We start from the raw sequence: 12,701 nt of genomic DNA, 5'->3' as shown, positions 1-12,701 counted from the left end.
TTCTCTCGCGGACCGGGCGCACTTCAACCCGGGCCTCCACCATGGGCTTTCAACCCACGTCTTCATGCTCTATTCTCCCGCACTGGCACAGCAGACCCGAACGGGCCGCCGCCAGGAAAGCCAACGCCACCCAACAGCGAAGGGCGCGTCCCGTACACGATGGTACGGAACGCGCCCTTCAGAAGTGCGTCGGTAAGACTGCCTTGGCCGGAATGACTCAGGCGGTCTGGGCCGACTTGATCGCTTCCATGACGCGCTCGGTGACGTCGTCGATGGCGCCGATGCCGTCCACCTGGGTCAGGATGCCGCGATCGGCGTACTTGGCCACAACGGGTTCGGTCTGCTCGTGGTACAGGTCCAGCCGGTGACGGATAACACCTTCGTTGTCGTCGCTGCGGCCAGTTTCCTTGGCACGGCCCAGGAGGCGCGTGACCAGTTCTTCGTCGTCCGCGGTGAGCTGCAGGACGACGTCGAGCTTCTGGTCGGCGTCGGCGAGGATCGCATCGAGGTAGTCCACCTGCGCGGTGGTGCGGGGGTAGCCGTCGAGCAGGAAGCCGTTTTCGACGTCGTCCTCGCTGAGGCGGTCGCGCACCATTTTGTTGGTGACGCTGTCCGGGACGAAGTCGCCGGCATCCATGTACTTCTTGGCTTCGACGCCGAGCGGAGTCTCACCCTTGACGTTGGCGCGGAAGATGTCGCCGGTGGAAATCGCAACGACGCCGAGGCGCTCCGAAATGCGTTCCGCCTGCGTTCCCTTGCCGGAGCCGGGAGGTCCGATAATCAACATTCTCGTCATCGCAAAAGCCCTTCGTAGTGACGTTGCTGTAGTTGCGCATCAATCTGCTTCACGGTCTCCAGACCGACGCCCACCATGATCAGGATCGAGGTGCCGCCGAACGGGAAGTTCTGGTTCGCGTTGATCAGGACGAGTGCAACCAGCGGGATCAGTGCCACGAAGCCGAGGTAGAAGGCTCCGGGCAGGGTGATCCGGGATAGGACGTACTGAAGATAGTCCGCCGTCGGCTTGCCGGCGCGGATGCCCGGAATGAAGCCGCCGTACTTCTTCATGTTGTCCGAGACCTCTTCAGGGTTGAAAGTAATCGCAACATAGAAGTAGGTGAAAAACACAATCATGGCGAAATACAGTGCCATATAGATCGGGTGGTCACCCTTGGTCAGGTTGTTGTTGATCCACTCAACCCAGGGCTGCATCGGCTCGCCGGCCTTGGGCTGGTTGAACTGTGAGATCAGCCCCGGCAGGTACAGCATGGAGGAGGCGAAGATGACGGGCACGACGCCGGCCATGTTCACCTTGATGGGGATGTACGTGCTGGTTCCGCCGACAGTGCGGCGGCCGATCATGCGCTTGGCGTACTGCACCGGGATCCGGCGCTGGGACTGCTCCACGAAGACCACAAGGCCCACGGTGAGCAGGCCGATGATCAGGACCAGGAAGAAGGTCCCGGGACCCTGGGCCTTCCAGATCGCACCGAGCGAGCCGGGGAAGCCTGCCGCGATGGACGTGAAGATCAGCAGGGACATGCCGTTGCCGACGCCCTTCTCCGTCACGAGCTCGCCCATCCACATGATCAGGCCGGTGCCGGCCGTGAGCGTGATGATGATCAGGACCGTGGTGACGATCGAGCTGTCCGGAATGATCGGCAGCTGGCAGTTAGGCAGCAGCTGCCCGGAGCGTGCCAGCGACACCAGCGTGGTGGCGTTGAGCAGGCCGAGGGCGATCGTGAGGTAGCGCGTGTACTGGGTCAGCTTCGACTGCCCGGATGCGCCCTCCTCATACAGCTGCTGGAAGCGGGGAATGACCACCCGGAGCAGCTGGACGATGATGCTGGCGGTGATGTACGGCATGATGCCGAGGGCAAAGATGGAGACCTGCAGCAATGCACCGCCGCTGAACAGGTTGACGAGCTGGTAGATGCCGCCCGAGGTCTGACCGTTCTGCAAGCATTGCTGGACATTCTGGTAGCTCACACCCGGCGAGGGGATGAAGGCACCCAAGCGGAAGATTGTGATGATTCCCAGCGTGAACAACAACTTGCGTCGCAGATCAGGCGTGCGAAAGGCCCGGCCAAATGCGCTAAGCAAGCGTCCTCCTGAGTAATAAGTAAAGTCGTGTGAGATAGGTCAAATAAACCCAACAACCGAGTCTAACCGGTGGATGCGTGCGGCGAACAATCGGCGGGGCCCGGAAAATAAAAAAAACTCCCGGCACCGGGGGCCTGAGCCCCTGATACCGGGAGTTTCAACAACGGGCAACTGCCCCGCCGCCTCGTTAGAGGGCAGTGGTGCTTCCGCCTGCTGCGGCAATCTTTTCTGCGGCGCTGGCCGAGAATGCGTGGACGGTGACGTCAACCTTGACGGTGATGTCGCCGGTGCCCAGCACCTTGACGGGCTGGTTCTTGCGAACGGCACCCTTTTCGACCAGGTTCTCCACGGTGACTGCGCCACCTTCCGGGAACAGCTCGTTGAGCCGGTCCAGGTTTACAACCTGGTACTCGACCCGGAACGGGTTCTTGAAGCCGCGCAGCTTCGGCAGGCGCATGTGCAGCGGCAGCTGGCCGCCGGCAAAGCCAGCCTTGATCTGGTAGCGGGCCTTCGTACCCTTGGTACCGCGACCAGCGGTCTTACCCTTGGAACCTTCACCACGACCAACACGGGTCTTGGCGGTCTTGGCACCCGGGGCGGGACGCAGGTGGTGAACCTTCAGTGCGTTCTGCTTCTCAGCGGCGCCCTGTGCCTTTTCGGCGGTGTTCTTCTCTGCCATTTACTTCGCCTCCTCTACCTTTACCAGGTGCGGAACCGTGTTGAGCATTCCAACGGTCACGGCGTCGGCGGTGCGGACAACGGTGTGTCCGATCCGCTTCAGGCCGAGGGACCGAAGGGTGTCGCGCTGGTTCTGCTTGCCGCCAATGGCGGACTTGATCTGAGTGATCTCCAACTGAGCGTCGGAAACAAGCACGTTCTTAGCCATGACTCAGACACCTGCCTTCTGGTTCAGGAGAGCCTTCACCATTGCCGGCGGAGCGATCTCGTCGAGCGGGAGGCCGCGGCGTGCTGCCACTGCTGCCGGCTCTTCGAGGCGCTTCAGGGCATCAACGGTCGCGTGAACGATGTTGATGGCGTTGGAGGAACCGAGCGACTTGGAGAGGATGTCGTGGATGCCCACGCACTCCAGTACTGCACGGACCGGGCCACCGGCGATAACACCGGTACCGGCGGAAGCCGGACGCAGCATGACGACGCCTGCGGCGGCCTCACCCTGAACGCGGTGCGGGATGGTGTTGCCGATGCGGGGAACGCGGAAGAAGGACTTCTTGGCCTCTTCAACGCCCTTCGCGATAGCGGCAGGAACTTCCTTAGCCTTGCCGTAGCCAACGCCGACCATGCCGTTGCCGTCACCGACGACGACGAGAGCGGTGAAGCTGAAGCGACGACCACCCTTGACGACCTTGGAAACGCGGTTGATGGTTACAACGCGCTCTACGAACTGGCTCTTCTCGGCTTCGCGGCCGCCGTCACGGCCACCACGGCCGCCACGGTCGCCACGGCCCTGGCCGCGGTCGCCACGCTCGCCACGACGGGCGCCACCACGGCGGTCGTCGGTGGTAGCAGGCGCAGCGGTCTCAGTTGCCGGAGCAGCTACAGCTTCAGTCACCTGAATGTCCTTTTCGTTATTTTCGGTCACAGTGCCAGCCCACCTTCACGTGCGCCGTCAGCGACGGCGGCGATCCGGCCGTGGTACTTGTTACCACCGCGGTCGAAGACAACTGCTTCGATACCGGCAGCCTTGGCACGCTCGGCGACCAGTTCGCCAACGCGCTTGGCCTTGGCGGTCTTGTCACCGTCGAATGCACGAAGGTCGGCTTCCAATGTGGAGGCGCTTGCCACGGTCAGGCCCTTGGTGTCATCGACAACCTGGACGAATACGTGACGTGCGGAGCGGTTGACGACCAGACGAGGGCGTACAGCCGTACCGGAGATGCGCTTGCGGATACGAAGCTGGCGGCGGCTGCGCTGGGCAGACTTGCTCTTGTTCGTACGCTTCTTGTTAATTGCGATCGCCATGGTTACTTACCAGCCTTTCCGACCTTGCGGCGGATGACTTCGCCTGCGTAACGGATGCCCTTGCCCTTGTAGGGGTCCGGCTTCCGCAGCTTGCGAATGTTGGCAGCAACCTCGCCGACCTGCTGCTTGGAGATGCCTGAAACAGAGAGCTTGGTCGGGGTCTCAACTGCAAAGGTGATGCCGTTCGGTGCCGAGACGTTAACCGGGTGGCTGTAGCCCAGAGCGAACTCCAGGTCAGAACCCTTGGCCTGGACGCGGTAACCGGTACCGACAATCTCAAGCTTCTTCTCGTAGCCTGCGGTGACACCCTGGATCATGTTGGCGATCAGGGTGCGGGTCAGGCCGTGCAGCGAACGTGAGGCGCGCTCGTCGTTCGGGCGGGCGACAGTCAGGGTGCCATCTTCCAGGGAAACCTCGATCGGGCTGGCCACAGTGTGGCTCAGCTCGCCTTTGGAACCCTTGACGCTGACGACAGAGCCGTCAACCTTGACCTCAACGCCGGCAGGAACGGTGATGGGGAGACGTCCAATACGTGACATTATTCTCTTCCTTTCCCGTTACCAGACGTAAGCGAGGACTTCGCCGCCCACGCCCTTCTTGCCGGCCTGCTTGTCAGTCAAGAGGCCGGAAGAGGTGGACAGGATTGCGACACCCAGGCCACCGAGCACGTGCGGCAGGTTGGTGGACTTTGCGTAAACGCGCAGTCCCGGCTTGGAAATACGACGAACGCCAGCGATTGAACGCTCGCGGTTCGGACCGAACTTGAGCTCGAGGGTCAGCTTCTTGCCAACCTCAGCGTCTTCTTCTTTCCAGGAGGCAATGAAACCTTCAGCCTTCAGGATGTCGGCAACGCGTGCCTTGAGCTTGCTGTACGGCATGGTCACGGAGTCGTGGTATGCCGAGTTAGCGTTGCGCAGACGCGTAAGCATGTCTGCGACGGGATCTGTCATTGTCATGTGGGCTCTTGCCCTTCCTCATAACGGTTTCCGCCGTGCTGCATTTCCGAACAGAATTCGGGACCAGCGCGGACGGACCTTTTACGTAGCTAGATTAGTCTTCGGTCTTGAACGGGAAGCCAAGCGCCTTGAGCAGCGCGCGGCCTTCGTCGTCGGTCTTGGCAGTGGTCACGACGGTGATGTCCATACCGCGAACGCGGTCAATGGAATCCTGGTCGATCTCGTGGAACATAACCTGCTCGGTCAGACCGAAGGTGTAGTTGCCGTTGCCATCGAACTGCTTGCCGCTGAGGCCACGGAAGTCGCGGATACGCGGCAGGGCCAGCGTGACCAGACGGTCCAGGAATTCCCACATGCGGTCTCCACGCAGGGTTGCGTGTGCACCAATCGGCATGCCTTCGCGCAGCTTGAACTGAGCGATCGACTTGCGTGCCTTGGTGACCTGCGGCTTCTGGCCGGTGATCAGGGTCAGATCGCGGACAGCGCCGTCGATCAGCTTGGAGTCCTTGGCGGCATCTCCAACACCCATGTTCACAACGACCTTGACCAGGCGGGGAACCTGGTTGACGTTCTGGTACTTGAATTCCTCAGTCAGCGTGTTCTTGATGGAATCGGCGTACTTGGTCTTCAGACGAGGAACGATCTTGCTTGCCGGAGTCTCGAGAGTCTCAGTCATTAGATGTCCTTCCCTGAGCTCTTGGCCACGCGGACGCGCACTTCGCGCTTCACGCCATCGCGCTCAACGGTCTCGGTGCGGAAACCGACGCGGGTGGGCTTCTTGGTGGACGGGTCAACCAGAGCCACGTTGGAGATGTGGATTGAAGCCTCGACGACCTCGATGCCACCGGTCTTGGTGCCGCGCTGCGACTGACCGACCTTGGTGTGCTTGGTTACGCGGTTAATGCCTTCGACCAACACGCGGTTGGTCTCGGGGAAGACGCGCAGAACCTTGCCCTGCTTGCCCTTGTCGCCGCCGCGCTCAGCCTTGGCGCCAGTGATGACCTGAACGAGGTCACCCTTTTTGATCTTAGCCATGGACTAGAGCACCTCCGGAGCCAGAGAAACGATCTTCATGAACTTCTTGTCGCGAAGTTCACGACCAACCGGTCCGAAGATACGGGTACCGCGGGGGTCACCGTCGTTCTTCAGGATGACGGCTGCGTTCTCGTCAAACTTGATGTAGGAACCATCCGCACGGCGGCGTTCCTTCTTGGTACGGACGATGACAGCCTTGACGACGTCGCCCTTCTTTACGTTGCCGCCCGGAATTGCGTCCTTGACGGTAGCGACGATTACGTCGCCAATGCCTGCGTAGCGACGGCCAGATCCACCGAGAACGCGAATGGTAAGGATTTCCTTAGCACCCGTGTTGTCGGCGACCTTGAGTCGCGACTCCTGCTGAATCACTATTTACTCCTTGCGTCGCGCTGGTTCTCAGACCGAAATTTTTCCTACGGGATGAGCCTTGCGGAACGGTTGATCGGGGTGTCTCTTGACCTGCCTGGATTTTGCCAGACCAGGCCTAAACGCCCGTGCCAAAAACATTTGCTTCCCAGGCGGTTCTCGACGAGTCGGGGCGCAAGGGGGCACTATGCCGTGGCACGATTGTTTACGAGGTTGATGACGGCGCGCAAAAAGCGCCATACAAACTCAAAATCTTAGCACGTTTTGGGCGTATCCCCATATCACAGCCTTGCCGCCGGCACACGCCGGCCGGGCCCGTCTATGGCGCCGGCACGCCAGACCCTGGCGCTGCGGCCGTCCGCCAGCGCCCGACGGCGTCACGCAGGACAGTCTTTGGGCCCACCGGGCCGCGGGTGGCCCCCGGAAACCCGCCCAGACGGCGTCGTACGCCTCCTCATAGCCTGCCCAGCGTGACGCCGCCGCCGGTACCGCCACTCTGGTCAGCCCCAGGCAACGCGGAAGCCCCCGCTCCCCCAGAGGGGAACGAGGGCTTCTGCTGTATCAACACGCAGCAAAGCTGCAGGTGCTACTTGGCCTTTTCGAGGATCTCGACCAGGCGCCACCGCTTGGTAGCGGACAGCGGGCGGGTCTCGGCGAGGAGCACGAGGTCGCCGATGCCGGCGCTGTTCTCTTCGTCGTGAGCCTTGATCTTGGCGTTGCGGCGGATGACCTTGCCGTAGAGGGCGTGCTTCACGCGGTCTTCGACCTGGACAGTGATGGTCTTTTCCATCTTGTCCGAGACGACGTAGCCGCGCTTCGTCTTACGGTAACCGCGCTCGTCAGCCTTGGCTGCGTCGGAAACAGTTTCCGTCACGTTCTCGTCCTTCTTTTCAGTCACTTGGCATCCTCCTCGGTCTCAACCGTTTCAGCCTTTTCGGCCTTCTTGGTTGCAGCCTTCTTGGACTTCTTCTCTTCCTTGGCTTCCACAACCGGTGCGGCAACCTCGGCACGAATGCCCAGCTCGCGCTCACGGAGAACGGTGTAGATGCGGGCGATGTCCTTCTTTACCGCGCGCAGACGACCGTGGTTCTCCAGCTGACCGGTGGCGGACTGGAAACGCAGGTTGAACAGCTCTTCCTTGGCCTTGCGGAGTTCTTCAACGAGACGCTCGTTGTCGAAACCGTCCAGCTGTGCGGATGCAAGTTCCTTGGATCCTACTGCCATTTCTACTCACCACCTTCGCGACGCACAATGCGTGCCTTCAACGGCAGCTTGTGGATTGCCAGGCGCAGGGCCTCGCGAGCTACCTCTTCACTGACACCGGAGAGTTCGAAGAGAACCCGGCCCGGCTTGACGTTTGAGACCCACCATTCCGGAGAACCCTTACCGGAACCCATGCGGGTTTCAGCAGGCTTCTTCGTCAGCGGACGGTCCGGGTAAATGTTGATCCAGACCTTTCCGCCACGCTTGATGTGGCGGGTCATCGCGATACGGGCAGATTCGATCTGACGGTTCGTGACGTAGGCCGGGCTCAGAGCCTGGATGCCCCACTCACCGAAGGAGACCTGGGTGCCGCCCGTAGCAGCGCCGGAACGACCCGGGTGGTGCTGCTTACGGTGCTTGACTCGACGTGGGATAAGCATTTAAGCCTGTCCTCCTTCTACTGCAGCAGGTGCAGCCTCAACTGCCGGAGCTTCGGCGGCAGCCGGGGCTGCCTCAGCTGCGGGGCGGTCGGGACGACGGCGGCGGTCACCACGGTCGGCGCCACCCGGGCGGCCCGGGCGGTCGCCGGCACGGCCACGGGACGGAGCAGCAGCTGCCTGCTGAGCCAGTTCCTTGGCAGTGACGTCGCCCTTGTAGATCCAAACCTTCACGCCGATGCGGCCGAAGGTGGTCTTGGCCTCGTAGAAGCCGTAGTCGATGTTCGCGCGCAGGGTGTGCAGGGGCACACGGCCTTCGCGGTAGAACTCCGAGCGGGACATTTCTGCGCCGCCCAGTCGACCCGAGCAAGCGATCCGGATGCCCTTGGCACCGGCACGCTGTGCGGACTGCATGGCCTTCTTCATCGCACGGCGGAACGCCACGCGGGAAGTCAGCTGCTCTGCAACGCCCTGGGCAACAAGCTGGGCTTCCATCTCGGGGTTCTTGACCTCGAGGATGTTCAGCTGTACCTGCTTGCCCGTGAGCTTCTCGAGCTCGCCGCGGATGCGGTCTGCTTCAGCGCCGCGGCGGCCGATGACGATGCCCGGACGTGCCGTGTGGATATCCACACGGACACGGTCGCGGGTGCGCTCGATTTCGACCTTGGCGATACCGGCGCGCTCCATGCCCGTGGACATGAGCTGGCGGATACGGATGTCTTCGCGAACGAAGTCCTTGTACCGCTGGCCGGCCTTGGTGCTGTCAGCAAACCAGTGCGATACGTGATCGGTGGTGATGCCGAGTCGGAACCCGTGCGGGTTAACTTTCTGTCCCACTTAGCGAGCCTCCTCTTTCTCCGGGGTAGCGACTACCACGGTGATGTGGCTCGTGCGCTTCTTGATCTGAAATGCACGACCCTGGGCTCGCGGCTGGAACCGCTTCATGGTCGGGCCTTCATCAACAAACGCTTCGCTGATGATGAGGTCACCTTCGTCAAACGCCACGCCGTCGCGGTCCGCGAGGACCCGAGCGTTGGAGATTGCCGACTGAACTACCTTGAATACCGGCTCCGAAGCTGCCTGCGGGGCAAACTTCAGAATTGCCAGAGCCTCATTCGCTTGCTTACCACGAACAAGGTTGACGACGCGCCGGGCCTTCATAGGCGTTACGCGGATGTGACGCGCAATTGCCTTGGCTTCCATTGCTTTCCTTCTCTCGTCTTTGACGTAAGTGCAGGCGCCTAGCGGCGCTTGCCCTTACGGTCGTCCTTGACATGGCCGCGGAATGTCCGCGTGGGAGCGAATTCGCCGAGCTTGTGCCCGACCATCGACTCAGTGACAAACACGGGGATGTGCTTGCGTCCGTCGTGTACGGCGATCGTGTGGCCGAGCATGTCGGGGACGATCATCGAGCGGCGGGACCAGGTCTTGATGACGTTCTTGGTGCCCTTTTCGTTTTCCCTGGCTACCTTCACAAAGAGGTGCTGGTCAACGAAAGGACCTTTTTTCAGGCTGCGTGGCATGTGTCCAGGCTCCTATCGCTTGTTCTTGCCAGTACGACGGCGACGAACAATAAGCTTGTCGCTCTCTTTGTTGGGACGGCGGGTGCGGCCTTCGCGCTTACCGTTCGGGTTGACGGGGTTACGTCCACCGGACGTCTTGCCCTCGCCACCACCGTGCGGGTGATCGACCGGGTTCATGGCGACACCACGGACGGTCGGGCGAACGCCCTTCCAGCGCATTCGGCCAGCCTTGCCCCAGTTGATGTTCGACTGCTCGGCGTTGCCGACCTCGCCGACGGTTGCGCGGCAGCGCACGTCAACGTTGCGGATTTCGCCGGAAGGCAGACGCAGCTGGGCGAAACGGCCTTCCTTTGCAACGAGCTGGATCGATGCGCCGGCGGAGCGGCCCATCTTGGCGCCGCCACCCGGACGCAGTTCGACTGCGTGGATTACGGTACCGACCGGGATGTTGCGCAGCGGAAGGTTGTTGCCGGGCTTGATGTCAGCGTCGGCGCCGGCCTCTACGAAGTCGCCCTGGGACAGCTTGTTCGGGGCGATGATGTAACGCTTGGTGCCATCAACGTAGTGCAGGAGGGCGATCCGAGCCGTGCGGTTCGGGTCGTACTCGATTTCGGCAACGCGGGCGTTGACGCCGTCCTTGTCGTGGCGACGGAAGTCGATCAGACGGTACTGGCGCTTGTGTCCACCACCCTTGTGACGGGTCGTGATCTTACCGGAGTTGTTACGGCCACCCTTTTTCGGGAGGGGACGTACCAACGACTTTTCCGGCGTCGACCGCGTGATTTCAGTGAAGTCCGCTACGCTCGAGCCACGACGGCCCGGGGTAGTCGGCTTGTATTTACGGATTCCCATAATTTATTTCCTCGTTAAAGTGGTCTCCGCTATGAAAGCGGACCGCCGAAGATGTCGATAGTGCCTTCTTTGAGGCTCACAATGGCACGCTTGGTGTTCTTGCGGGTACCCCAGCCGAATTTGGTGCGCTTGCGCTTACCGGCACGGTTGATGGTGTTGATCGATTCGACCTTGACGGAGAAAATCTTCTCCACGGCCAGTTTGATCTCGGTCTTGTTCGAACGGGGGTCCACCAGGAAGGTGTACTTGCCCTCATCGATCAGGCCGTAGCTCTTTTCCGAGACAACGGGTGCAAGCACGACGTCGCGCGGGTCCTTGATGGTGGCTGCACTCACTTGGCATCCTCCTCGTTCTTTGCAACCTTGTCAGCAACGAATGCTTCGTAGGCAGCCTTGGTGAAGACTACGTCGTCGGAAACGAGCACGTCGTAGGTGTTCAGCTGGTCTGCGTACAGAACGTGAACTTCCTCGAGGTTGCGCACGGACAGTGCAGCAACGTCGTTGGCGCGCTCAATGACAACGAGCAGGTTCTTGCGCTCGGAAACTCCGCGCAGGGTTGCCAGTGCTTCTTTGGAGGACGGCTTGGAGCCGGCAACCAGGTCAGCAACGACGTGGACGCGGCCGTTGCGGGCGCGGTCCGAGAGTGCGCCGCGCAGTGCAGCAGCAATCATCTTCTTGGGGGTGCGCTGGCTGTAGTCACGCGGCGTGGGGCCGTGGACAACGCCACCACCGGTCATGTGAGGAGCACGGATGGAACCCTGACGGGCGCGGCCGGTGCCCTTCTGCTTGAACGGCTTGCGACCTGCACCGGAAACCTCGGCGCGGGTCTTGGTCTTGTGGGTACCCTGGCGAGCAGCAGCGAGCTGGGCAACGACGACCTGGTGCAGCAGCGGCACGTTGGTCTGTACGTCGAAGATCTCTGCAGGCAGGTCAACCTTGACAGTGCTAGTCATTGAACTAGGCTCCCTTCACGGCGGTGCGTACGAGTACGACCTGGCCGCGGGCACCGGGAACGGCGCCCTTGATAAGGAGCAGCGACTTCTCGACGTCAACCGCGTGGACCGTGAGGTTCAGCGTGGTGTGACGAACGGCGCCCATGCGGCCGGCCATTTTCATGCCCTTGAAGACGCGGCTCGGGGTGGATGCGCCACCGATTGAACCGGGCTTACGGTGGTTCTTGTGGGCACCGTGGGAAGCTCCAACGCCGTGGAAGCCGTGACGCTTCATAACACCGGCGAAGCCCTTACCCTTGGTGGTGCCAACGACGTCGATCTTCTGGCCGGCTTCGAAGAGCTCAACGGAGAGCTCCTGGCCCAGCTCGTAAGAGTCAGCATCTGCAGTGCGCAGTTCTACGACGTGGCGGCGAGGCGTGACGCCTGCCTTTTCAAAGTGACCAGCCAGCGGCTTGGTGACCTTGCGGGGATCGATCTGGCCGTAGCCGATCTGAACGGCGACATAGCCATCAGTTTCTGCATTGCGCAGCTGCGTGATGACGTTCGAGTCAGCCTGGACCACAGTGACGGGGATGAGCTTGTTGTTCTCGTCCCAGACCTGGGTCATGCCGAGCTTCGTGCCCAGCAGGCCCTTTACGTTACGGGTTGCGGTCATAGTCTCTCAGCACCTCCCTACAGCTTGATTTCGATGTTCACGTCGGCCGGCAGGTCGAGACGCATAAGCGAGTCAACAGCCTTGGGCGTGGGGTCGATGATGTCGATCAGACGCTTGTGCGTGCGCATTTCAAAGTGCTCGCGGCTGTCCTTGTACTTGTGCGGAGAGCGGATAACGCAGTAAACGTTCTTCTCCGTCGGCAGCGGCACGGGGCCGACTACCGTTGCGCCTGCGCGCGTGACCGTCTCAACGATCTTCCGTGCTGAAACGTCAATGACCTCGTGGTCGTATGACTTCAGCCGGATGCGGATTTTTTGTCCCGCCATGTCGCCTGACTCTCTTTCAGTAAATGCTGCTCTGTTTACTTACCTGTTGTATGTGGCTGCCGAGGCATTTGAAGTCGTGACTACCACCCGCCGCACAAGCTGAATCCGGAAAGATCCGGGTTCCTCAACCTGCCGGCGTAACCGACCCCCGCGGTCGGGCGTGTCGCACGTTTTCACACGTACTCGTCCGCAATTCCGTGGGGAGTGGGTTATGTTTGGTCTCTTACCTGGACCCTGGCACCCGGCATTATCCGGATCGGGACGCGAAAGAGCGCTTGAACAACTCATCTAGTATGCCGGATTTTATGGG

Annotated in this window: 22 protein-coding genes; all 22 read right to left on the bottom strand. The window is 61.3% G+C overall.

Translation table 11 applies throughout. The annotated features are described in order from the left end of the window. Positions 1-217: 217 nt before the first annotated feature. Positions 218-787, bottom strand: a complete 570-nt coding sequence (locus tag AB4089_RS03145; RefSeq protein WP_441407845.1) for an adenylate kinase — start codon at positions 785-787, stop codon at positions 218-220. A 5-nt stretch (positions 788-792) separates the two neighbouring features. Beyond that, complete coding sequence (gene secY / locus AB4089_RS03140; protein ID WP_441407844.1) at positions 793-2,103, bottom strand: preprotein translocase subunit SecY; 1,311 nt, start codon at positions 2,101-2,103, stop codon at positions 793-795. A 187-nt stretch (positions 2,104-2,290) separates the two neighbouring features. Next, positions 2,291-2,782, bottom strand: coding sequence for a 50S ribosomal protein L15 (rplO, locus tag AB4089_RS03135; RefSeq protein ID WP_441407843.1), 492 nt, complete (start codon positions 2,780-2,782; stop codon positions 2,291-2,293). Beyond that, positions 2,783-2,989, bottom strand: a complete 207-nt coding sequence (gene rpmD / locus AB4089_RS03130; protein ID WP_160664304.1) for a 50S ribosomal protein L30 — start codon at positions 2,987-2,989, stop codon at positions 2,783-2,785. 3 nt (positions 2,990-2,992) lie between these two features. After that, the gene (gene rpsE, locus AB4089_RS03125; protein ID WP_377985280.1) at positions 2,993-3,673 is read right to left on the bottom strand and encodes a 30S ribosomal protein S5; all 681 of its coding nucleotides are present in this window, start codon (positions 3,671-3,673) and stop codon (positions 2,993-2,995) included. Between the two features lie 26 nt (positions 3,674-3,699). After that, entirely contained in the window at positions 3,700-4,083 is a 384-nt protein-coding gene (gene rplR / locus AB4089_RS03120; protein ID WP_018773674.1) for a 50S ribosomal protein L18, read from the bottom strand. Between the two features lie 2 nt (positions 4,084-4,085). Further along, positions 4,086-4,622 (bottom strand): 50S ribosomal protein L6, encoded by a 537-nt coding sequence (gene rplF, locus AB4089_RS03115; RefSeq protein WP_011692797.1) that lies wholly within the window; start codon positions 4,620-4,622, stop codon positions 4,086-4,088. A gap of 18 nt (positions 4,623-4,640) precedes the next feature. Beyond that, positions 4,641-5,039, bottom strand: a complete 399-nt coding sequence (gene rpsH, locus AB4089_RS03110; protein ID WP_441407842.1) for a 30S ribosomal protein S8 — start codon at positions 5,037-5,039, stop codon at positions 4,641-4,643. Positions 5,040-5,133: 94 nt separating this feature from the next. After that, the gene (rplE, locus tag AB4089_RS03105; protein WP_018773672.1) at positions 5,134-5,715 is read right to left on the bottom strand and encodes a 50S ribosomal protein L5; all 582 of its coding nucleotides are present in this window, start codon (positions 5,713-5,715) and stop codon (positions 5,134-5,136) included. Further along, positions 5,715-6,074 carry a 50S ribosomal protein L24 gene (gene rplX / locus AB4089_RS03100; protein ID WP_024366125.1) on the bottom strand — a complete coding sequence of 120 codons (360 nt, stop codon included), beginning with the start codon at positions 6,072-6,074 and terminating at the stop codon, positions 5,715-5,717. The genes rplE and rplX overlap by 1 nt, the downstream gene beginning before the upstream one ends. Positions 6,075-6,077: 3 nt before the next feature. After that, complete coding sequence (gene rplN, locus AB4089_RS03095; RefSeq protein ID WP_003803789.1) at positions 6,078-6,446, bottom strand: 50S ribosomal protein L14; 369 nt, start codon at positions 6,444-6,446, stop codon at positions 6,078-6,080. Positions 6,447-7,029: 583 nt separating this feature from the next. Next, positions 7,030-7,341, bottom strand: a complete 312-nt coding sequence (gene rpsQ / locus AB4089_RS03090) for a 30S ribosomal protein S17 (RefSeq protein WP_441407841.1) — start codon at positions 7,339-7,341, stop codon at positions 7,030-7,032. Next, positions 7,338-7,667 carry a 50S ribosomal protein L29 gene (rpmC, locus tag AB4089_RS03085; RefSeq protein ID WP_066436863.1) on the bottom strand — a complete coding sequence of 110 codons (330 nt, stop codon included), beginning with the start codon at positions 7,665-7,667 and terminating at the stop codon, positions 7,338-7,340. The genes rpsQ and rpmC overlap by 4 nt, the downstream gene beginning before the upstream one ends. A 2-nt stretch (positions 7,668-7,669) precedes the next feature. Beyond that, positions 7,670-8,086 (bottom strand): 50S ribosomal protein L16, encoded by a 417-nt coding sequence (gene rplP, locus AB4089_RS03080; RefSeq protein WP_018773668.1) that lies wholly within the window; start codon positions 8,084-8,086, stop codon positions 7,670-7,672. Continuing rightward, positions 8,087-8,920, bottom strand: coding sequence for a 30S ribosomal protein S3 (rpsC, locus tag AB4089_RS03075; protein WP_441407840.1), 834 nt, complete (start codon positions 8,918-8,920; stop codon positions 8,087-8,089). Next, positions 8,921-9,286: a 50S ribosomal protein L22 gene (rplV, locus tag AB4089_RS03070; RefSeq protein WP_003803798.1), complete on the bottom strand. Its 366-nt coding sequence runs from the start codon at positions 9,284-9,286 to the stop codon at positions 8,921-8,923. Positions 9,287-9,324: 38 nt separating this feature from the next. Beyond that, complete coding sequence (gene rpsS / locus AB4089_RS03065; protein WP_018773666.1) at positions 9,325-9,606, bottom strand: 30S ribosomal protein S19; 282 nt, start codon at positions 9,604-9,606, stop codon at positions 9,325-9,327. Positions 9,607-9,618: 12 nt separating this feature from the next. After that, complete coding sequence (rplB, locus tag AB4089_RS03060; protein ID WP_390203585.1) at positions 9,619-10,458, bottom strand: 50S ribosomal protein L2; 840 nt, start codon at positions 10,456-10,458, stop codon at positions 9,619-9,621. A gap of 29 nt (positions 10,459-10,487) precedes the next feature. Then, positions 10,488-10,793 carry a 50S ribosomal protein L23 gene (gene rplW, locus AB4089_RS03055; RefSeq protein WP_018773664.1) on the bottom strand — a complete coding sequence of 102 codons (306 nt, stop codon included), beginning with the start codon at positions 10,791-10,793 and terminating at the stop codon, positions 10,488-10,490. Next, entirely contained in the window at positions 10,790-11,410 is a 621-nt protein-coding gene (rplD, locus tag AB4089_RS03050; RefSeq protein WP_026537568.1) for a 50S ribosomal protein L4, read from the bottom strand. The genes rplW and rplD overlap by 4 nt, the downstream gene beginning before the upstream one ends. 4 nt (positions 11,411-11,414) lie before the next feature. Further along, the gene (rplC, locus tag AB4089_RS03045) at positions 11,415-12,065 is read right to left on the bottom strand and encodes a 50S ribosomal protein L3 (RefSeq protein WP_003803812.1); all 651 of its coding nucleotides are present in this window, start codon (positions 12,063-12,065) and stop codon (positions 11,415-11,417) included. Positions 12,066-12,082: 17 nt separating this feature from the next. Next, positions 12,083-12,391 (bottom strand): 30S ribosomal protein S10, encoded by a 309-nt coding sequence (gene rpsJ / locus AB4089_RS03040; protein ID WP_003803825.1) that lies wholly within the window; start codon positions 12,389-12,391, stop codon positions 12,083-12,085. Between the last annotated feature and the right edge of the window lie 310 nt (positions 12,392-12,701).

The sequence above is a fragment of the Arthrobacter sp. 2MCAF15 genome (assembly GCF_052115605.1).
In the GTDB taxonomy this organism is placed as follows: Bacteria; Actinomycetota; Actinomycetes; order Actinomycetales; family Micrococcaceae; genus Arthrobacter.
The sequence above is the reverse complement of the archived record's forward strand: the minus strand, read 5'-3'. Positions and strand labels throughout refer to the sequence as shown.